Raw genomic sequence first — 20,376 nt, forward strand, 5'->3', positions numbered from 1 at the left:
AAATGAGCGGGATTCATATCCTCGGCCAAACGCCCTCCGTGCTCGGCATCATCATGCTGGATACGCAGTTTCCCCGGCCTCTGGGCGATGTGGGGCACGATGAGACCTTCGGTGTGAGCGTGCATCACGATAAAGTTAGGGGCGTGTGGCCTGCGAAAGTTGTTACCTCTGCGGCCAGTTTGCGGCAAGCGCGGCTCTTGCCCAGTTTTCAAAGTATCGTGCGCAGCATGCAATTGCGAGGCGTACAAGCCATCACCACCAGCTGCGGCTTTCTCGTGTTGCTGCAAAAAGAACTGCAATCCGTCACCAAGCTGCCTGTGGTGACATCTAGTTTGCTGCAACTGCCCGCTCTCTTGGCGAAAGAGCAAAAAGTGGGAGTGCTCACGATCAGCGCAAACAGTTTAGGTAGCGAGCATCTGCGCGCAGCCGGCGTACCTAAAGAGCGCTTGAAGGATGTGATCATTCAAGGCATGCCACCGCAGGGCGAATTTGCCACCAAGATTTTGGGTAATCAGCCGACACTTGACCTTGCGAAGGCTTCCGAGGAAGCCGTGGCCGCTGCGTTGGCGCTGAAAGCGCGCGCACCCGAGCTGAAATCATTGGTGCTCGAATGCACCAATTTGCCGCCTTATCAAGCGGCGATCGAAGCGGCCACGGGCTGGACAATCTTTAGCCTTAAAACCGATCCGCGTCTGCGTAAAGTCATTGATGCGACTCTGGCCAAAGCCGCTCCCGCCGTTGAGGCTCAAAATACAGCAACTTCAGGAGAAAACCCATGAGCAGCAAAGAATTTGACATTGTGATTCACGGCGCGACCGGCTTCACAGGCCGCTTGGTCGCCGAATACATGATGGCGCGCTATCCGAACGGCAGTAATGCCGAAGGTATTCGTTGGGCGATGGGTGGCAGGAGCGCGGAGAAGCTCGCCGCCGTGCGCGACGAAATCGGTGCACCGAAAGACACGCCCCTTGTGGTCACAGACACTGCGAATACTGCCAGCTTGCAAGCGCTCATGGCGCGCACCCGCCTCGTGCTCACCACCGTCGGCCCTTATCAACTCTACGGCAATGAAATGGTCGCAGCCTGCGCAGCCAGCGGCGTGGACTATGTGGATCTCTGTGGCGAGCCTGCATGGATGCGCAAGATGATCGACGCCCACGAAGCACAGGCCAAGGCCAGCGGCGCGCGCATCGTCTTCTCCTGTGGCTTCGATTCCGTGCCGTTTGACATGGGCGTTTTCATGCTGCAAAGCGAATTCAAAACCAAATTCGGCCACGCCGCCTCCCGCGTGCGTGGTCGCGTGCGCAAGATGAAAGGCACGTTCTCCGGAGGAACGGCGGCAAGCTTGAAAGCCACGATGGCCGCTGCAGGCTCTGACCCAACGGTGCTTGATTTGCTGCGTAACCCTTTCTCGCTCACTCCCGGCTTCACCGGCCCCAAGCAGCCTAGTGGTGGCAAGCCGATGATTGATGAGGCTTTGGGTGCAGACATGTGGGTTGCTCCTTTCGTGATGGCAGCGATCAACACTCGCAACATTCACCGTTCCAACTTCCTGATGGCGCACACCTACGGCCAAGACTTCGTGTACGACGAAATGATGATCACCGGCAGCGGCGAAAAAGGCCAAGCGATTGCGAATCATGTGGCGAACGACAAATCCCTCGGCGGCGAAGGTGGCCCTAAGCCCGGCGAAGGCCCGAGCAAAGAAGAGCGCGAAACCGGCTTCTACGATGTGCTCTTCCTCGCTGAAGACGCGCAAGGCAACAAAGCACGCGTCAGCGTCAAAGGCGACAAAGATCCGGGCTATGGATCAACCAGCAAGATGATTACGGAGTGTGCTGTTTGTTTACTGACCCAATCCAAAGAAACCTCTGGTGGCCTTTGGACGCCAGCGCCAGCATTGGGCAAAGACATCATTACAAGATTGCAGGCAAATGCTGGATTGACGTTTGCTATTGAGTAAGTAGGTGGGGCGCGGGATCACACTACCTGCGCGTTTTGCTCCGTGTCCCCCGGCGGCGTTGAGTTTTAGTTTCTCTCCGGCAAGTTAGTTTCGCCGCCTCCTCCTTTACCAAGGGGAAGCTGTGAACAAGTCCTCGGGCGAAGCAGACTCGCTTTCGGGCGATCTGCGTCGTTGAAAAGCCTCGCTTTAGCACCGCTAAAGCTACGTTTTTCGCCTAGCATCTCATCCCGAAATCAAGCCTGCTTCATCCCGAAGACTTATTCACAGCTTCCCCTCAAAACGCACAGGTAGCGCGATCCTGCAAGCGTGTTGGCGTTCAGTAGGAACTTAAAACCAGCCTTTCGCAGCCATCAGCGCGGCGCATCCACCGCAGTGAGGTAAGAGGAGGAGCCGCAGGCGGGGGACACGAACGGAGGTGGGTGCGCCGTGATGATGGTGGGCTCAGCAAAGGTCTCTGCACGAAACATGCAGATGAACTTCAACTCAATGCAGCTAATTGCACAGCCAGTCGATTGTGCTTTTCGATCAGCACAGGTAAATCCACAGTCGTCAATTGCCCTCGACGCACAACGATACGGCCATTGACAATGGTGTATGCAGCTTGTGGACTGGCGCAGAGCAGGAGGCTTGCTAAGGGATCGTGCACCGCGCCACCTGCGAAGCTGAGTGTTCGCAAATCAAACAAAGCTAAATCAGCGCACATCCCGGGCGCGATGTGACCAATATCTTGACGGCCCAGCACCTGCGCTCCGCCACGCGTGGCGAGTTTTAAGGCATCACGGGCGGTCATCTCGGCGGGGCCGAGGTCGCAGCCGAAGAAGGTTTTTCCGTTGCGCACTTCAGGCGGCTGCATCGCGCGGCCTACTCGGGCGAGCAGCATGGCTTGGCGGGCTTCATTGACCATGTGCGCGGCATCGTTGCTGGCGCTGCCGTCTACACCTAGGCCGATAGGAACGCCTGCATCGAGCATCTTGCGAACGGGAGCGATGCCGCTGGCCAGGCGCATATTGCTGCAAGGGCAGTGCGCGATGCCTGTGCGCGTTGCGGCGAAGAGGCTGATGCCCTCGTCATCGAGCTTCACGCAGTGGGCATGCCACACGTCAGCGCCTGTCCATCCGAGATCATGGGCGTATTGCGCGGGGGTGCAGCCGAATTTCTCTAGGCTGTAGGCGATGTCGTGATCGTTTTCTGCGAGGTGAGTATGCAGACGCACGCCATATTTGCGAGCGAGCAAAGCAGATTCGCGCATCAAATCACGGCTCACGCTAAAAGGGGAGCAGGGCGCAACAGCGATGTGGAGCATGCTGCCATGCGAAGCATCGTGGTATTGCTCAATCAGGCGCTGGGTGTCTTGGAGAATGGCGTCTTCTTTTTCGACGACGCGATCTGGCGGCAAGCCCCCCGCGCTTTGCCCCACGCTCATGCTGCCGCGCGTGGCCGTGAAGCGCATGCCGATCTCTTGGGCGGCTTCAATACTGTCGTCTAGCTTTGTTCCATTCGGATAAATGTAGAGATGATCGCTGGAGGTGGTGCAGCCCGAGAGCAAGAGCTCGGCCATCGCGGTTAGCGTGGAGACTTGGATCATCTCGGGGGTGAGATTCGCCCAAATCGGATACAGGCCGCGCAGCCAGCTGAAGAGCTCCGCATTTTGTACTGCTGGAATCGCCCGTGTGAGCGATTGGTACATGTGGTGATGTGTGTTGATCATGCCGGGCATCACGAGATGGCCACGCGCATCAATCACTTCGTCCACCTTGCCGCCAGCCCTCTGAAGCAAATCTTGCGCAGAGCCCATGGCCTCGATCGCATAGCCTCTAATCAGCACACTTGTATCCCGTAACTCGCTGCCCGCATCGTCCATCGTAGCGATACAAGTGGCGTTTTGGATGAGTAAGGTGCGCATATGATTTACTATCTATTTGATAGCATTTCGCGCAGTATATATGCCGGCAAAATGCTGTTTTCATCATTTTTTCTTCATGGAAGAGGTTTGCTCAGCACCATAAAAATTGACCGAGACCAGCATGCTGATCTCGGTCAAAGTTGTTGGCTTCCTACGCATGCATTGCGAACAATGCACCGGGCGAATTAAGTCTTACTTCTGGAAAGCATCCAGCATTTGTTTGCCTTCAGGGCCGGCTTTTTCCAGCCATTCTTTGATCATCGTGTCACCAATTTTCTTCATGTCAGCCTTGAGCGCCGCACTGGGCTGCAAGATTTGCATGCCGCCGCCTTTGAGTTTGTCCAGCGTCTCGCCATTGGCTTTCTTGCTAGCTGCGAAGCCACGCACTTCGGCATCAGCTGCGGCTTTGAGCACAGCGGCTTTGGTTGGTGCGTCCAATGCATCGAAAGCAGCTTTGTTCACGATCACGGCATTCTTGGGCAACCATGCTTGCAAGTCATACCACTGCTTCACAGTCTCGTGCAGCTTGGCATCCCAGCCGGTGGAGCCAGAGCTCATCATGCTGTCTGCCACGCCGGTGGCGAAGGCTTGGCTCACTTCAGCGGCTTGCACGGTGACGGGTTGCGCGCCGAGCAATTCAGCCATACGAGCGGTGGCAGGGCTGTAGGCGCGCCATTTGTAACCCTTCAAATCTGCGCCGGAGTTGATCGGCTTTTTGGAGTACAAGCCTTGTGGGGGCCATGGCACCGAATACAGCACGCTCATACCTTGCTCGCCCAGTTTCTTCTCAATCATAGGCTTTTGTACTTTCCAGAGCTTGGCAGCTTCGTCATAGCTGTCGGCGAGGAAAGGCAGGCCGTCTGCACCATAGATTTGCCATTCGTTAGCGAGGTTTGCCAGCAATACTTCGCCCAGCTGAGCTTGGTTGCTTTGTACGGCCCGTTTGATCTCTTGCGCTTTGAACAGCGACGCACCTGGGTGCACCGTGATCTTGAGCTTGCCAGAGGTCGCTGTGTCCACATCTTTGGCGAACTGCACCAAGTTCTCGGTATGAAAATTGGTGGCTGGGTAAGCAGAGGGCAAATCCCACTTCACTTGCGCGAGCGCGCTGCCTGCGGCCATCGCCGACAAACTCACCAGCAAAGCAATCTTTTTAAACATGGCAACTCCTGTGGAAGAATGAGAGGAATGAAAGAATCAAGGATATAGCAAATCATGTGCCGCACACCACTCTGGCGTACCCGTAGATTCCCGATGCGGGGGGCTTGGGTATGAATCTGCGCTTTGTTGAAGCTTTTTACTGGGTGGCCACGCTCAAATCTGTGTCGCGAGCGGCAGAGAAATTGTTCCTCACGCAATCGGCGATGAGTGCGCGCGTGGCGGCGTTGGAGGAGGAATTGGGCGTGTTGCTGCTCGATCGCCGCGATAAGCAGTTTCGCCTGACGGTAGCTGGCGGGCGGTTTGTGTCTTATGCGCAAAAGCTCTTGGAGCTGCAGCGCGAGGTGAAAGCGGAGATGGGCTCTGGCATGGCGCTCTCCGCTTCGCTTCGGATTGGTGCGATTGAATCGGTGTTGCATTCATGGCTGATCCCGTGGATTGAGCAATTGCGTGTCGAGCAGCCTGCTCTTGAGCTGGAGCTCACTGTGGAGACCACGCCGGTGCTGATGGATCAGGTGCAGCGCGGCGCGCAAGATATCGTGTTTGCAGCTTTGCCTGCGGGCGGGGAGGGCGTGCGTACCAAGACACTGCCTGCGATGCCGATGTGCTTTGTTGGCCAAGCTGCGCAGCACCGAAAGCGTGCGTACACGCTCTCTGATTTGGCCAAAGGCGAGTTGCTCACCTTTCAGCGTGGCTCGCAGCCGCATGTGGCGCTGCTGGATGCACTGCGCATGGCTAAGGTGGAGCAGAAGAAGGTTCATACGATTTCATCGATCTCTGCCATGGCGCAGTTGGTTCAAGGTGGCTTTGGAGTAGCTACGCTACCCCTGGCTGCTGCTGAGCGCTTTGTGGAGGTGCAGGGCCTGCGTGTGCTCAAGTGCAATGCGCAACTGCCTCCGCTGCCAATCCACGCGAGCTACCGCAGCGATCCAGCCACGGGATTGGTGGATGGGGTGCTGAAATCTGCACTCGCCTTCATTTGAGATGGAAGAAAAGCGTCGGAATTTCCTAGGGTTTACCTGCATCGCTCTTCTGAGCAGTTATCAAAAAAATTGATGAGATAAGCAAAAAATTTTGAGTTTGCTTCTTGATGGCATCGTGTTCACAATCCGATTCATGTTGAATCTATCTGTGGAATTGATGTGAACGCTTTGGATTTTCCTGCTGGTCAATCAGCGCAAGCTGCAAGAGCCGCCATCCGCCAAGGCCAATGGACAGGGCACACCAGTGGCTTGGCCGATAGCCATGTGCAAGGCAATGTGGTGATCTTGCCTGAGGCGCAGGCCAATGATTTTCTGCGCTTTTGCCAGCGCAATCCCAAGCCTTGCCCCTTACTTGCTGTGAGCGAGCCAGGCGAAGCGAAATTGCCAGCCCTGGGCAATGACATTGACATCTGCACCGATGTGCCTCGCTATCGGGTTTGGCGCGATGGTGCCTTGGTCGAAGAGCCCACCGATATCAGCCACCTGTGGCGTAAAGATCTGGTCACCTTCATCATCGGTTGCTCTTTCTCCTTCGAGCAAGCGCTGATGGATGCCGGTTTGCGCATCGCACACATCGAGCAAAACGTGAATGTGCCAATGTTTCGCACCAATATTTCCACGGAGGCCGCAGGTGTATTTCATGGCCCCTTGGTGGTGACGATGCGGCCATTCAAAGCCAAGGATGCGATCCGCGCGATTCAAATCACCTCGCGTTTTCCCAATGTGCATGGCGCGCCTGTATATATGGGTGATCCATCTCTCATTGGGATTGCTGATCTTTCTAAGCCAGATTATGGCGATGCAGTCAAAGTGGCGGCTGATGAGATTCCCGTGTTTTGGGCATGCGGTGTCACACCCCAAGCCGCGATCACCCAAGCTAAGCCCGCTTTTTGCATCACACATTCCCCCGGCGCGATGCTGATCACTGATTTACTCAACCACCAACTTGCCACCTTCTAATTTGGAGAAACTATGAAAAAACTGCTTTTATCTTTTGCCGCCACACTCGCTGTAGGCTCGGCATTCGCACAAACCAAATGGGATCTTCCCTCTGGCTACGGCGCAAACACCTTCCAAGTGCAAAACTTGGTGCAATTCGCTGAAGGCGTGGACAAAGCCACTGCCGGCAAACTCAAAATTACCGTGCATCCCGGTGCATCGCTCTTCAAAGCGAATGAAATCAAGCGCGCTGTGCAATCTGCGCAAACGCCAATTGGTGAATTCATTCTGTCGGGTGCATCCAACGAATCGCCGATCTTCGGTGTGGATTCGATTCCCTTCTTGGCCACCAGCTATGCAGAATCCAAAAAACTTGATACCGCTTCACGCGCTGTGCTCACCAAAACGCTAGCTGCCCAAGGCATGAAGTTGCTCTACACCGTGCCATGGCCACCGCAGGGCTTGTATTCCAAAAAGGCTATCGCTTCGATGGCGGATTTGAAAGGCACCAAGATGCGCGCCTACAACCCTGCCACCTCGTTCATTGCCACTGCAGCAGGCGCGCAACCTGTGACGATTCAACTCGCCGAGCTGCCAGCAGCGCTCGCTACCGGCGGCGTAGATAACTTCCTCACATCCAGCGCCAGCGGTGTGGACAGCAAGCTGTACGAATCTGTGAAATTCTTTTATGACGTGAATGCATGGTTACCTCGCAACGCGGTGGTGGTGAATCAAAAAGCTTTCGATGGGCTTGACAAAGCTTCTCAAGACGCCGTGCTGCAACAAGCCAGCGCAGCCGAGCAACGCGGCTGGGCCATCAGCGAGAAAAAGGATGATGAATACCTCAAAGAGCTGGCCGCCAAAGGCATGAAGATTGATACCACCAGCGCTGGCCTGAAGCGCGAGCTGAAAGTTATTGGCGATCAAATGACCGCCGATTGGCTCAAGCTGGCAGGCGATGATGGCAAGGCTATCATTGACGCCTTCAACAAAAAATAAGGCCAACAGATGACACACCCTCCTGAAGCTACTTCCATGCAAACAGCTTCTCACGATTCAATTCTCAGACGCTGGCTAGAACGCATCTATCTCGGTGCGGCAGTCTTGGGGGCGGTGTGCATCGCTTTGATTTGTATCTTGATGGTCGGGCAAACACTGGCTCGCGAAATTGGTATTGCTACTGGTGCAGTGAACGATATCGTGGCTTGGCTTTGTGCTGCTGCCGCTTTCTTCACGATGGCGCATGCCTTCAAGCATGGTGATTTTGTGAGAGTGACCCTGTTTCTTGAAAAGATGGGTGAGGCTACGCGCCGTAAGTTTGAAATCTTCAGTTTGTTCGTGGCCACAGCAGCCGTGGCATATCTGGCTTTCTGGGCTTGCCGATTTACTTACCAAAGCTGGCAGTTCAACGAATTGGCGCAAGGTCTTTTGCCTTTGCCCATCTGGATTCCGCAAATGAGTTTTGCTTTTGGCTCGATCTTGCTTCTAGTCGCTGTGCTCGATGAGCTGTTGATCGTTCTTCGCGGTGGTGTACCCACCTTTGTACGGCTGGCGCAAGAGCGGCATGCCAAAGGCGATTTCTCTTCTGATGTCTAAACCTTAAAACTAGAAAAACTCATCATGGATATCTTAGGAATTGGCGCTTTTCTGCTGATCTTGATGCTGATGCTGCTCTCGGGCGGCGTCTGGATTGCGATGACTCTGGCGATCTGCGGCTGGGTCGGCCAAGCATTTTTTACAAACACGCAGCCTGGCTTGAATCTGTTTTCCGCCTTCTGGGAAAGCAACGCGAGCTGGGAGTTGGCGGCTTTGCCACTGTTCATTTGGATGGGCGAAATTCTCTTTCGCACCAAGTTGAGTGAAGAGATGTTCACGGGCTTGTCGCCATGGCTGGGCAAAGTGCCTGGGCGCTTGTTTCACACCACGATTTTAGGCTGCGGCATTTTTGGCTCGGTCTCTGGATCATCCGCAGCCACTTGCGCAACGATTGCCAAAGTGTCTCTGCCTGAACTGAAAAAGCGCGGCTACAACGAAACGATCACGCTGGGTTCTTTAGCCGCAGCGGGCACATTGGGCATCTTGATTCCGCCTTCCATCACTATGGTGGTCTATGCCGTCGCCGCAGAAGCCTCCATCATCCGTATCTTCTTGGCTGGTTTTCTTCCTGCGGCAGTTCTGATTGGCTTGTTCTCTGGTTACATTGCATGGTGGTCCATCCGCAACAAGCATTTGATGCCGGCGCCGGAGGCTCCAGTGAGCTTCATGGAAAAGCTGCGTTTGTCTAAGAATCTGATCCCCTGCGCTCTGCTGATTGTGTTCATCTGCTGGTCATTGATCGCGGGCTGGGCAACAGCGACGGAATGCGCAGCTTATGGCGTAGTGGGTGCGTTGATTTTGGCTATAGCAAGTCGCTCGCTTACTTGGAAGAATTTCACCGAAGGCTTGATGGGCTCAGCGCGCACAAGCTGCATGATCATGTTCATTCTTGCAGGCGCAGCCTTCCTCACCAAGACCATGGCTTTCACAGGCATTCCGCGTGAGTTGGCAGAGTGGGTGAATGCCATGCAGCTCTCGCCGTATGCTCTGATTGGTTGCTTGGTCATCGTGTATCTCGTACTCGGAACGGCGCTCGATGGCATCAGCATGATTGTGCTCACCGCCGCAGTGGTGATGCCCATGGTGCAAAAAGCTGGCTTTGATTTGATCTGGTTTGGCATCTTCGTGATCTTGTTGGTGGAAATCGCCGAGGTCACGCCACCCGTTGGTTTCAATCTTTTCGTCTTGCAAAATATGACTGGGAAAGACAGCACTTTGATTGCTAAAGCTGCGATCCCTTTCTTCGTGTGCATGGTGATTTGCATTATTTTGATCACCGTGTTTCCGCAGATCGTTACGATCCTGCCTGATACCTTGATGGGGGCTGCTAAATGAAGCCCTACCGTACCTAAGGATTCATCATGAAACTCTTTGCAATGGCTGCCTTGCTGGCGGCAGGCGCTAGCTTTGCCCAAAATTCAGCATCGACTACTTGGAAGCTTGCGACAGGCTACCGAGCCGAAAGCTTTCACGGGAAGAACCTGAGCCAATTTGCGGATGAGGTAAAAGCTGCAACACAAGGTCAGTTGTCTATCGAATTGCACCCGAATAACGCGTTGATCAAGCTGACAGAGATTCGCGCATCCGTGGAGGCTGGGAAAGTTCAAGCCGGTGAATCCATCATGAGCGGACTCACAAAGGATATTCCCACCAGTGGCGCAGATTCAGTGCCGTTTGTGGTGAGTACCTATGCCGATGCACAGAGGCTGTGGAAATCGCAGCGCCCTTTGACGGAAAAAGCCTTCGCCCAGCGCGGCCTCAAAGTGCTCTATGCCGTGCCTTGGCCTCCACAGGGCCTACACAGCAAAAAGCCTATTCTCAGCATGCAAGATTTCAAAGGCACAACCATGCGCACCTACAACCCCACCACGCTGCGCATTGCAGAGCTGCTGGGCGCGAAAGGGCAAGATGTGCCGATGGTGGAAGTGGGCAAGGCGCTCAAAGAAGGGCGGATTGACAGCATGATTACCTCCGCTGTCACAGGCGCTGAAAACAAGGTTTGGGGCGATATCAAGCACTATTACGAGATCAATGCTTGGTTTCCGAAGAACATCGTTTATGTGAATGCCAAGGCTTTCACTGCTTTGTCTGCACCTGCCCAAAAAGCTGTGATGGATGCTGCTGCGCAGGCCGAGCAACGCGGCTGGCAAATGAGTCAAAAGGCAGCTGCCGATTCCACTGAGGAGCTGCGCGCCAATGGCGTAAAAATTGAGCGCATTCCGCGAGAAATCGATGTGGCGCTCAAGCGCTTGGGCGAAAAATTTTCCCGCGAATGGGTGACCAGCGTTGGCCAAGATGCCACGGCGATCTTCACACCCTATTACTTCGATGGTATTTCCGGTGCACAAACTGCTCAAAGCCCGTCAAAATAAACTCTTCTCTTTATTGACAACATGAATTCACAAACAACTCCTTCCCGCTGGCAATTCTGGATCGACCGTGGCGGCACATTCACCGATATCGTGGGCAAGCGGCCTGATGGCTCGCTGGTGACGCACAAGCTGCTTTCTGAAAACCCGGAGCAATACAAAGATGCTGCGGTGGCAGGGATTCGGCATCTGCTGGGCTTGAAGCCCGGCGAGCTGGTGCGCTCTGAGTTGGTCGAATGCGTGAAGATGGGTACGACTGTAGCCACGAATGCGCTGCTGGAGCGCAAAGGCGAGCCGACGCTGCTGGTGACGACGCTTGGCTTTCGAGATGCGCTGCGTATCGCGTATCAGAATCGCCCACGCTTATTTGATCGCAACATCATCTTGCCTGAGCTGCTGTATAGCTCGGTGATCGAGGCGCAAGAGCGTGTGGGTGCAGATGGCAGTATCGTTACGCCACTCGATGAGTCGCTATTAAAAAAGGAGCTGCTTGCGCAGTATTCTTCTGGGCTACGCTCGGTTTCTATTGTATTTATGCACGGCTACCGCTATACAGCGCATGAGCTGGCAGCAGAGAGGATTGCTAAAGAAGTCGGCTTTACCCAGATCAGTGTGAGCCACAAAACTTCGCCAATGATGAAGTTTGTGAGCCGTGGGGATACGACTGTCGTTGATGCTTATCTTTCGCCGATCTTGAGCCGATACGTGAGCCAAGTTGCGAGCGAGCTGCCTGGCGTGAAGTTGTTTTTCATGCAGTCCTCGGGCGGGCTCACGGATGCACGCGCTTTCCAAGGCAAGGATGCGATTCTTTCCGGCCCCGCTGGCGGCATCGTCGGCATGGCACGGACTGCGAAGATTGCAGACTTCGACAAAGTGATCGGCTTCGACATGGGTGGCACATCGACCGATGTGAGCCATTTCGCGGGCGAATTCGAGCGTGAGTTTGAAACGCGAGTGGCGGGCGTGCGTATGCGTGCGCCGATGATGAGCATCCATACTGTGGCAGCAGGTGGTGGCTCGATTTTGGAATTCGATGGCTCGCGCTTTCGCGTGGGCCCCGAGAGCGCGGGCGCGAATCCTGGCCCTGCGAGCTATCGCCGTGGCGGGCCTTTGGCCGTGACGGATGCGAACGTGATGGTGGGCAAGATTCAGCCGCGCCATTTTCCGAAAGTGTTTGGCGCTGCGGCGAATGAGGCGTTGAGCTATGAAGCGGCCTTAGAAAAATTTAATGAAATTTCTGTGAAGACCGGGCGGCAGCCTGAGGTGGTGGCCGAAGGCTTTATCAATATCGCTGTGCAGCAAATGGCCAATGCGATCAAGAAGATTTCTGTCGCGCGCGGTTATGACGTGACGCGCTACACCCTGCAATGCTTTGGAGGCGCGGGTGGGCAGCATGCTTGCCTTGTGGCTGATGCTCTGGGCATGACGTGTGTGTTCGTTCATCCGTATGCGGGCGTGCTTTCTGCTTATGGCATGGGTTTGGCTGATCAGAGCGTGATCCGTGAGCAGGCTGTAGAGCTTCTGCTTGCCAATGATGCGCTGGCAGAGGTGTCAGCTAAGTTAGATGCGCTTGCGCAAACAGCCAGCAAAGAACTCAAGAGCCAAGAGATGGGGCAGGGCGCAGTGCAAGTGCATCGCCGAGTGCATGTGAAGTATCAAGGCACAGATACCGCCCTGGTCGTTCCCTTTGGAGATTTAGCAAGCATTGAAGCGGCTTTTGAGAAAGCCTACAAGCAGCGCTTTGCTTTCCTCATGCAAGGTAAAGCCTTTGTCGTGGAAGCCGTCTCAGTAGAGGCCGTGATCAGTGGCGATGCGCCCGCAGAAAAGCGCCATGCGCTGCACGAGCCTCGCGCTGTGCCCGCGCGCGAGACAATCAAGATGTTCTCTGGCGGCCAATGGCATGAAGCCTTGCTCGTGGTGCGCGAAGATCTCCGCGCAGGCGATGTGATTCCCGGCCCCGCCATCATTGCTGAGAAAAATGCCACGACGATTGTAGAGCCCGGTTGGGAAGCCAATCTCACCGCTTTAGATCATCTCGTCCTTGAGCGCCGTGCGCAGCGTGCGATTAAATTCGCAGCAGGCACAACCGTCGATCCTGTATTGCTCGAAGTCTTCAATAACCTCTTCATGAACATCGCCGAGCAAATGGGCTTGCAGCTGCAAAACACCGCTTACTCGGTCAACATCAAAGAACGCCTCGATTTCTCTTGCGCGTTGTTTGATGCAGAAGGCAATTTGATCGCCAACGCACCCCATATGCCCGTTCACTTGGGCTCGATGGGCGAGAGCATCAAAACCGTGGTCAATGAAAACCGCGCCACGATGCAGCCGGGCAATGTGTATGTGCTCAACGATCCATATCACGGCGGCACGCATTTGCCCGATGTGACGGTGATCACGCCAGTGTATGTAGGTGATTCAAAATCTCCGCTCTTCTACGTTGGTTCACGCGGCCACCAAGCCGATATTGGCGGCACGACGCCCGGCTCCATGCCACCGTTTTCCACGCGCATCGAAGAAGAGGGCGTGCAGATCAATAATTTCTTGCTCGTTGAGCGGGGCGTGTTGCGCGAGAAGGAAATGATTGCGCTGCTGGAAAGCGGGGAATATCCCAGCCGCAATCCCTATCAAAACATGGCTGACCTGAAAGCGCAGATTGCCGCCAACGAAAAAGGCGTACAAGAGCTGCGTAAGATGGTCGAGCAGTTTGGCCTCGATGTGGTGCAGGCTTATATGGGGCATGTGCAAGATAACGCGGAGGAATCCGTGCGGCGCGCCTTGGTCACACTCTCATCTCGCCTGAAAGACAGCTCGTTTACGCTGCCGCTAGATAACGGCGCGCAAATCAAAGTAGCCATTCGTGTGGATGGAAAAAACCGCAGTGCCGAAATTGATTTCACCGGCACTTCCGCGCAGCAAACCAACAACTTCAACGCCCCCAAAGCCGTGTGTATGGCCGCTGTGCTCTACGTCTTCCGCACTTTGGTGGACGATGATATTCCGCTCAACGCAGGTTGCTTGAAGCCTTTGAAAGTCACAATTCCCGCAGGCTGCATGCTCAACCCCAACCCGCCCGCCAGCGTGGTGGCCGGCAACGTAGAAACCTCCACCTGCATCACGAATGCACTCTACGGCGCTCTCGGCCTCATGGCCGGCAGCCAGCCCACGATGAACAATTTCACCTTCGGCAACGAGCGCCACCAGTACTACGAAACCATCTCCGGCGGCAGCGGCGCAGGTGGCGTGTTTGATGCCAGCGGCAAGCTAGTCGGCGGCTTCAACGGCACCAGCGTCGTGCAAACCCACATGACCAACTCCCGCCTAACAGACCCCGAAGTCCTAGAATTCCGCTTCCCCGTGCGCCTAGAGAGCTACGAAATCAGAAGCGGCTCGGGAGGAGAAGGAAAATTCCAAGGCGGCAATGGCGGCATCCGCCGCGTTAAATTCCTCGATGCCATGACAGCTAGTATTCTGAGTAACGGTCGTGAGCATCCTGCGTTTGGTATGAATGGCGGCAAAGCTGGAGCTACGGGCATCAATCGCGTGGTGCGAAGCGATGGCAAGATTGAAGAACTTGGACATATCGGCAGCGCGCCAATGCAACCCGGTGACGTATTCGAAATTCACACTCCGGGTGGTGGTGGATTCGGTCAAACCTAGTATTTAAGGCGGAAAATAGCACTTCGCCGGCATAGAATCTGCGCGTAGTGCTACTATTTTTATAGTGCCGTCACAGTCTGGTCAAACGCACTGCTCTTTGTTTTGGCTAGCTGAATAGTGCAGTGTGAATCCTTGGGACTAATGCGCAATCGTCCCGCCTGTTTTTGGCAGTGCTGTATCTGAACTAAAATTTCAGCGATGAAAATCGCACCACATAAAAATAAATTAAGCAGCTTTCGTGTGCTCGTCGCTGTTGGTATCGGAATGATGAGTGCACCAGCCTATGCTCATGGTGATTTCCTTCCATTGGTTGTATTTTTCGGCGTTGTGTTTCTTGTCATCGTTGCGAGTATGGTTGCTGGAATTACTGTACTGGTTCATCGCGCAGCTCGAAAGCGACATGTTGCTCTAGGGCTGTCGCCCGCAACGGATCAAGCCAATGAGCGCACGCCTTTTTGGTACGGGCTTGTACTGTTCGTCCTTGTTTCTAATTTACTCCTTGGTGTTGGCGGTTTGATGGGCTTCGTCGCCGCCTTGGGTCGCGGTACTGGCTTTTCTAAACTATTTTTTCAAGCCCTATTGGTTGTGCTCCAGATCGGACTCTCTTTAACTGCAGTTATTGGTATTGCAACTTTTCGTCGATGGGGTTGGTGGGCGGGCATCGCTTTGTTTGCTATGTGTGTGGTGGGCTTGATCGGCAGCATATTTGCTATTTCGACGAGTACGGGCGGCATTCTGATGTCGCGGGCACTCTTTGCAAGCCTGGGTGCTTACCTTCCGTTAGCGCTGGGTGTGTTGCTATTGCCGTTTGTGCGCGAGAGCTTTTTTGGGAGACCAACACCGCCAAAAGCAGCTGCTACGAAATTATCGACTTCTGTTGGAGCGGCAACGCATGAAGTAAAACCATCAGCAAAAAGTGAGCAATCTATTCGTGATGAGGTTGCATTACCCGTGTATCAAGCAAGACTCGCCCGTGCTAGATCCAATTCATGGTCAGATACGATGCCGGGGCTTGCACCTCAACTCAGAGTTGAATCCTTGGATGGCGGTCATACGGCAGCACCTGAAAAACTTGTAAGAAGTGGCCTCTCTAGTGCTAAGCGTTGGGTTGGTGGTGGCGTAGTCGTAGCAAGCCTTGCCTATGTCTTGTGGATTTTTGCTTGGCCTTCGCTTAATTCTCTGCGCATTGGCGGGGAAAAGTCTGTTTTGCAGGCGAGCGAGCCAGAAGCCTTTTTTCAGCCTATTAATCTGCGCCCGCTCTCAAATGATGACTACGCACTTATCGAGCGCTATCCCCCACGTGATTTGCCAGAGCCTGGCCAGCCGCACTGTCGCATTGGTTTGTATGCGAATTCACAGGCCGATTCGCCGCCTATCTTGACCATTTGGCGCAGCAAGAATGGCGCGCACTTCTTGATTTTTTTGAATGATGGCAATGAGCCTTGGCACGGCCAAGCAGTGCAGCCCGATCCTGGGCAACAGACTGCTCGGTTGGGTGGGCAAAATCCCTCGCTACCTTTCACAGTGAAGTTCAAACTTGCTGAACCCGGCCAACCCTTGGAAAAGAGTGGCCGACGAGAGATCGATATCCAGATCATCTCCAAGCCTGCCTTTGATGAAAACGCGAAGCGCGCGAAGTTCAATGTTAAAACGTCCATGAAGCGCTACGCATCCATGCAAGCGCGAGAAGACTGTGCATCTGCGACTTTGGCCTATCTCTCTTTATCACCAGAGCTGTATAGCTATAGCTTGGGCCGTTGAACTCTACGAAAACACTTGGAGTTTTTATAGCTTTGCCAAGCGCTCTAGCGCCAGTAGCAACGTCTCATCCTTCTTCGCAAAACAAAAGCGCACCACGCGTTGATCGAAACCGTTGCCATAGAAGGCAGAGAGCGGAATCGCAGCCACGCCAATCTCTGTCGTGAGCCATTTGCAGAAATCGGCTTCGTTCAAATCAGAGATCGCTGAAATATCGACGCACTGGAAATAGCTGCCTTGGGTGTGCAGGGGTTTGAGGCGGGTTTTTTGGATGCCGCTCAAGAAGAGGTCGCGTTTGCGTTGGTAGAAGGCGGGGAGCTCTTGGTAGGGGGCTGGGCTGGCCATGTAGGCGGCGAGGGCGTGTTGCACCGGGGTGTTGACTGTGAACACGTTGAACTGGTGGACTTTGCGGAATTCTGCAGTGAGGCTCGCGGGCGCGGCCACGTAGCCGACTTTCCAGCCTGTGACGTGATAGGTTTTGCCGAAGCTGCTGACGATGAAGGCGCGGGCGGCGAGGCCTGCGAAGCGGGTGGCGCTTTGGTGTTGCTGACCGTCAAACACCATGTGCTCATAGACTTCATCGCTGATGAGCAAGATCTCGGTGGGTGCGAGGATATCTTGAAGTTGGAGCATCTCCGCCTCAGACCAGATCGTGGCGCTGGGGTTGTGCGGGCTATTGATGAGGATGGCTCTTGTCTTCGGCGTGATCGCAGCGGAGATTTTTTCGAAATCTGGGCGGAAGGTTTTGGGTGTGAGTGGCACGCGCACGACTGTGCCGCCTGCGAGCTCGATATTGGGCACATAGCTGTCGTAGCAAGGCTCAAGCACGATCACTTCATCGCCTGTGCGCACGACGGCGAGGATCGCTGTGATGATGGCCTGTGTGGCGCCGGCTGTGATGGTGATTTCGGTGTCTGCGGAGTATTTGCGCGCGTGGAGTGCTTCTATTTTTGTAGCAACTGCGTTGCGCAGGGCTGGCACGCCCGTCATCGGCGGATATTGGTTGTGGCCGCTTTGCATGGCGCTGGTGACGGCATTGACCAAAGCTGGATCACATGCGAAATCAGGGAAGCCTTGGCCTAAATTCACTGCGCCTTTTTCAGCTGCGAGCTGAGACATGACGGTGAAAATCGTCGTGCCAACGGCGGGGAGTTTGGTTTGAAGAGTTGGAGTGCGTTCTAAAACTTGCATGATCAAAACTAGAAAGTGATAAAAACTAAATTACCGTTCGGGTTGAGCTTGTCGAAGCCTTGGCGAGCCCTTCGACAGGCTCAGGGCGAACGGAGGTGGCTAGGTTATTGCTAAAGAGAAAAATCGTCGCTGTACCCAGACAGCGCCTTACTCACCAAATCTCGCGTCAATCGCGGCGAGATGAGTTCTGTGAAGTTGTAGATGAAGTTGCGCAAGTAGGCGCTGCGTTTGAAGGCAACTCTTGCGGTGTTTTTACCGAAGAGGTGGCCAGCGGGTTTGACGATGAGGTCTTTTTCATCGGCGCTCACTGCCATCTCGGCCACGATGCCTACTCCTAGGCCGGCGCGCACGTAGGTTTTGATCACGTCTGAGTCGATGGCTTCAATGGCCATGCGTGGCTCTAACTTTTTGGCGGCAAACGCTGCGTCTATCTTGGTGCGGCCTGTGAAGGTGGGGTGATAGCTAACCAGTGGCTCGCCCGCCAAATCTTGCAGCGTCACTTCGCTGACCTTGGCGAGCTTGTGATCTTTGGGCATCACGAGTACGTGCTGCCATTCGTAGCAGGGGAGGGTGACGAGTTCGGCGTAATCGGCCAAGCTCTCGGTGGCGATGCCGATTTCGGCCACTTCATCAATCAGCATTTTGGCCACTTGATCGGGTGAGCCTTGGTGCAGGCTGATGTTGACCTTGGGGAAGGTCTCGCGCAGTTTGGCAATCGGCGTGGGGAGCACGTAGCGCGCTTGTGTGTGGGTGGAGGCGATGCTTAAGGTGCCGCTGTCTTGCAGGCTGTATTGCTCGCCGATGCGTTTTAAATTTCCGACTTCGCGCAAGATGATGTCGATGCTTTTGAGCACTTGCGCGCCGGGCTCGGTGATGCGCTTTAAGCGCTTGCCGTGCCGCGCAAACACTTCAATGCCCAGTTCTTCTTCAAATTCGATGATGGCTTTGGAGACGCCAGGCTGCGAGGTGTGCAGCGCTTTGGCGGCTTCGGTGAGATTGAGGTTGCGGCGTGCGGCTTCTTGCACGAAGCGGAATTGGTGAAGGTTCATATCAAAAAACAGCTAAAGAATGCGTTTATTATGCCTTTTCTTTGAAAAATCCCTTTGCTATAAATTCAATAGCATTCTGCGCAGATTCTATGCCGGCGATGTGCCACTTTTGGCATAAAACTTGTATGTGGGGCTTGACAGGTGTGATAGCTTAAAAGAGTCAAGCTATTTTTATGAATTCAAGGAGTGTTATGAAAGTCTTCCCTACCTTTTTGGTTGTCGCGCTTGGTATGGCTGCACTGCCTGCATTTGCACAGTCCAACACCAAAGATCGCGTGCTCAGCATCGCATCGCCTTGGGAGATCACGAGTCTTGATCCATCCAAAGCGGGCTATGTGTTCACCCGGCTGGAGATTGCTGAGACTTTGGTGGAGGTGAACAACGCTGGCGCGCTCGTGCCCGGCTTGGCTGCGAGCTGGGAAGTGGCTAAAGACCAACTCACATGGCGCTTCAAGCTGCGCCCGAGTGCGAAGTTTCATGACGGCTCGGCAGTGACAGCTGATGCAGCCGCAAAATCACTGGAGCGGGCGCTTGCACAGCCCGGCGTGCTCCGCAATGCGGGTGTGAAGAAAATCTCTGCGGACGCGGGCGCAGTAGTGATTGAGCTGAACAAAGCCTTTACCGCCTTGCCTGCTTTCTTGGCACACAACAGCACGCAGATTTTGGCGCCTGCTTCGTATGCGGCAGATGGCTCGGTGAAAGCGGTGATCGGCTCGGGGCCTTATCGCATCACCGCTGTGCAGCCGCCGCAGAAGGTGACGGCAGAGCGCTTTGCGGCCTTTGATGGCAAAGCGCCAGCGATTGAGAAGATCAGCTATCTGGCTGCTGGCCGGGGCGAGACGAGAGGCATGCTGGCGGAAAGCGCGCAGGCGGATCTGGTGTTCACCCACGATGCTGCGGCTTTTGACCGCTTGAAGCAAAAGCCCACGCTGCAATTTCACACCCTGCCGATTCCGCGCACGATTTATATCAAGGTGAATGCGGGCTTGCCCAAATTTGCCGATGTGCGCGTGCGCCAAGCGATGAGCCTCGCGCTAGATCGCGCGGGCATGGCGACGGCGATTTTGCGCGAGCCTAAGGCCGCTGCCACGCAGCTTTTTGCACCGGGTATGGACGAATGGCATTTGAATGGCCTCGCGCCACTCTCCCGCAATGTGGCGCAAGCCCGAGAGCTGCTCAAAGCGGCTGGCTGGGTAGCAGGTAGCAATGGCATGCTGACTAAAGACGGCCAGCCATTCAAGGCGACTCTGCGCACTTTCCCAGATCGGCCTGAGCTGCCGCCGATGGCAGCGGCGATTCAGGCGCAGTTCAAAGAGATTGGGATTGATTTGGCCGTGGCTGTGGCCAATTCGAGCGAGATTCCTGCGGGGCACAAAGATGGCTCGCTGGAGCTGGGCTTGCTCGCGCGCAACTATGGCCTCGTGCCCGATCCACTGGGCACGCTGCTGCAAGATTTCACGGCCACGGGAGGCGATTGGGGCGCGATGGGCTGGCGCAGTGCGCAGATCACAAGCGCTTTGGAATCGCTCAGCACCACGGCAGATGAGAAGCGCCGCTCGCAATTGCGCGGCTCAATCGCCACGATTTTGCAAGCTGAGCTGCCGGTGATTCCTGTGGCTTGGTATCAGCATACAGCCACATCCAACAAACGTTTGGATGGCGTGAGCATTGATCCGCTGGAGCGCAGCTATCGCATCAGCCAGATGCGTTGGAAATAAAACTAATCAATTCAATACCGTTCGCTCTGAGCTTATCGAAGGGCTCAAAGGCTTCGACAAGCTCAGCCCGAACGGGATTTCCATTCACA

At 54.9% G+C, this 20,376-nt stretch carries 15 protein-coding genes; 11 read left to right on the top strand and 4 right to left on the bottom strand.

The window, feature by feature from the left end; all coding sequences use genetic code 11:
* Positions 1 to 2: 2 nt before the first annotated feature.
* The gene (locus tag KIH26_RS06270) at positions 3 to 779 is read left to right on the top strand and encodes an aspartate/glutamate racemase family protein (RefSeq protein WP_213443497.1); all 777 of its coding nucleotides are present in this window, start codon (positions 3 to 5) and stop codon (positions 777 to 779) included.
* Positions 776 to 1,963 carry a saccharopine dehydrogenase family protein gene (locus KIH26_RS06275; RefSeq protein WP_213443499.1) on the top strand — a complete coding sequence of 396 codons (1,188 nt, stop codon included), beginning with the start codon at positions 776 to 778 and terminating at the stop codon, positions 1,961 to 1,963. Before KIH26_RS06270 ends, KIH26_RS06275 begins: the two co-directional genes overlap by 4 nt.
* A gap of 478 nt (positions 1,964 to 2,441) precedes the next feature.
* Here the strand turns inward: KIH26_RS06275 and KIH26_RS06280 are convergent, their stop codons facing one another.
* On the bottom strand, positions 2,442 to 3,866 hold the full coding sequence (locus KIH26_RS06280) for an 8-oxoguanine deaminase (protein WP_213443501.1): 1,425 nt from the start codon (positions 3,864 to 3,866) through the stop codon (positions 2,442 to 2,444).
* A 192-nt stretch (positions 3,867 to 4,058) separates the two neighbouring features.
* Positions 4,059 to 5,027: a TRAP transporter substrate-binding protein gene (locus KIH26_RS06285; RefSeq protein WP_213443503.1), complete on the bottom strand. Its 969-nt coding sequence runs from the start codon at positions 5,025 to 5,027 to the stop codon at positions 4,059 to 4,061.
* A gap of 110 nt (positions 5,028 to 5,137) precedes the next feature.
* Between KIH26_RS06285 and KIH26_RS06290 the strand changes: the two genes are divergently transcribed.
* The 8 genes from KIH26_RS06290 to KIH26_RS06325 all read left to right on the top strand — a co-directional run bounded on the left by KIH26_RS06290 (position 5,138) and on the right by KIH26_RS06325 (position 16,332).
* The gene (locus KIH26_RS06290) at positions 5,138 to 6,007 is read left to right on the top strand and encodes a LysR family transcriptional regulator (RefSeq protein WP_213443505.1); all 870 of its coding nucleotides are present in this window, start codon (positions 5,138 to 5,140) and stop codon (positions 6,005 to 6,007) included.
* A 153-nt stretch (positions 6,008 to 6,160) separates the two neighbouring features.
* Positions 6,161 to 6,967: a putative hydro-lyase gene (locus KIH26_RS06295; protein ID WP_213444719.1), complete on the top strand. Its 807-nt coding sequence runs from the start codon at positions 6,161 to 6,163 to the stop codon at positions 6,965 to 6,967.
* Positions 6,968 to 6,979: 12 nt separating this feature from the next.
* The gene (locus KIH26_RS06300) at positions 6,980 to 7,945 is read left to right on the top strand and encodes a TRAP transporter substrate-binding protein (RefSeq protein WP_213443507.1); all 966 of its coding nucleotides are present in this window, start codon (positions 6,980 to 6,982) and stop codon (positions 7,943 to 7,945) included.
* A gap of 9 nt (positions 7,946 to 7,954) precedes the next feature.
* Entirely contained in the window at positions 7,955 to 8,542 is a 588-nt protein-coding gene (locus KIH26_RS06305) for a TRAP transporter small permease subunit (protein WP_249660978.1), read from the top strand.
* Between the two features lie 24 nt (positions 8,543 to 8,566).
* Entirely contained in the window at positions 8,567 to 9,877 is a 1,311-nt protein-coding gene (locus KIH26_RS06310) for a TRAP transporter large permease (protein WP_213443509.1), read from the top strand.
* Positions 9,878 to 9,903: 26 nt separating this feature from the next.
* A complete protein-coding gene (locus tag KIH26_RS06315; protein ID WP_213443511.1) occupies positions 9,904 to 10,914 on the top strand; it encodes a TRAP transporter substrate-binding protein in 1,011 nt (336 codons plus the stop codon).
* Positions 10,915 to 10,935: 21 nt separating this feature from the next.
* A complete protein-coding gene (locus tag KIH26_RS06320; protein WP_213443513.1) occupies positions 10,936 to 14,571 on the top strand; it encodes a hydantoinase B/oxoprolinase family protein in 3,636 nt (1,211 codons plus the stop codon).
* A 198-nt stretch (positions 14,572 to 14,769) separates the two neighbouring features.
* Positions 14,770 to 16,332, top strand: coding sequence for a hypothetical protein (locus KIH26_RS06325; RefSeq protein WP_213443515.1), 1,563 nt, complete (start codon positions 14,770 to 14,772; stop codon positions 16,330 to 16,332).
* 24 nt (positions 16,333 to 16,356) lie between these two features.
* On the opposite strand, the gene KIH26_RS06330 is transcribed toward KIH26_RS06325, so the two are convergent.
* Entirely contained in the window at positions 16,357 to 17,520 is a 1,164-nt protein-coding gene (locus KIH26_RS06330; RefSeq protein ID WP_213443517.1) for a pyridoxal phosphate-dependent aminotransferase, read from the bottom strand.
* Positions 17,521 to 17,630: 110 nt separating this feature from the next.
* Complete coding sequence (locus tag KIH26_RS06335; protein WP_213443519.1) at positions 17,631 to 18,569, bottom strand: CysB family HTH-type transcriptional regulator; 939 nt, start codon at positions 18,567 to 18,569, stop codon at positions 17,631 to 17,633.
* Positions 18,570 to 18,760: 191 nt separating this feature from the next.
* Here KIH26_RS06335 and KIH26_RS06340 point away from each other — a divergent pair, with 191 nt between their 5' ends.
* Positions 18,761 to 20,287 carry an ABC transporter substrate-binding protein gene (locus tag KIH26_RS06340; RefSeq protein WP_213443521.1) on the top strand — a complete coding sequence of 509 codons (1,527 nt, stop codon included), beginning with the start codon at positions 18,761 to 18,763 and terminating at the stop codon, positions 20,285 to 20,287.
* The last annotated feature ends 89 nt before the right edge of the window (positions 20,288 to 20,376 follow it).

Origin of the sequence: Variovorax sp. PCZ-1, assembly GCF_018413605.1 — a bacterium.
Lineage (GTDB): Bacteria > Pseudomonadota > Gammaproteobacteria > Burkholderiales > Burkholderiaceae_C > JANMDU01.

Excerpts from the sequence above, each read along its gene's own strand:
- KIH26_RS06270 (WP_213443497.1), top strand. The coding sequence starts at position 3 with ATGAGCGGGATTCATATCCTCGGCCAAACGCCCTCCGTGCTCGGCATC.
- KIH26_RS06275 (WP_213443499.1), top strand. The coding sequence starts at position 776 with ATGAGCAGCAAAGAATTTGACATTGTGATTCACGGCGCGACCGGCTTC.
- KIH26_RS06280 (WP_213443501.1), bottom strand. The coding sequence starts at position 3,866 with ATGCGCACCTTACTCATCCAAAACGCCACTTGTATCGCTACGATGGAC.
- KIH26_RS06285 (WP_213443503.1), bottom strand. The coding sequence starts at position 5,027 with ATGTTTAAAAAGATTGCTTTGCTGGTGAGTTTGTCGGCGATGGCCGCA.
- KIH26_RS06290 (WP_213443505.1), top strand. The coding sequence starts at position 5,138 with ATGAATCTGCGCTTTGTTGAAGCTTTTTACTGGGTGGCCACGCTCAAA.
- KIH26_RS06300 (WP_213443507.1), top strand. The coding sequence starts at position 6,980 with ATGAAAAAACTGCTTTTATCTTTTGCCGCCACACTCGCTGTAGGCTCG.
- KIH26_RS06305 (WP_249660978.1), top strand. The coding sequence starts at position 7,955 with ATGACACACCCTCCTGAAGCTACTTCCATGCAAACAGCTTCTCACGAT.
- KIH26_RS06310 (WP_213443509.1), top strand. The coding sequence starts at position 8,567 with ATGGATATCTTAGGAATTGGCGCTTTTCTGCTGATCTTGATGCTGATG.
- KIH26_RS06315 (WP_213443511.1), top strand. The coding sequence starts at position 9,904 with ATGAAACTCTTTGCAATGGCTGCCTTGCTGGCGGCAGGCGCTAGCTTT.
- KIH26_RS06320 (WP_213443513.1), top strand. The coding sequence starts at position 10,936 with ATGAATTCACAAACAACTCCTTCCCGCTGGCAATTCTGGATCGACCGT.
- KIH26_RS06325 (WP_213443515.1), top strand. The coding sequence starts at position 14,770 with ATGAAAATCGCACCACATAAAAATAAATTAAGCAGCTTTCGTGTGCTC.
- KIH26_RS06330 (WP_213443517.1), bottom strand. The coding sequence starts at position 17,520 with ATGCAAGTTTTAGAACGCACTCCAACTCTTCAAACCAAACTCCCCGCC.
- KIH26_RS06335 (WP_213443519.1), bottom strand. The coding sequence starts at position 18,569 with ATGAACCTTCACCAATTCCGCTTCGTGCAAGAAGCCGCACGCCGCAAC.
- KIH26_RS06340 (WP_213443521.1), top strand. The coding sequence starts at position 18,761 with ATGAAAGTCTTCCCTACCTTTTTGGTTGTCGCGCTTGGTATGGCTGCA.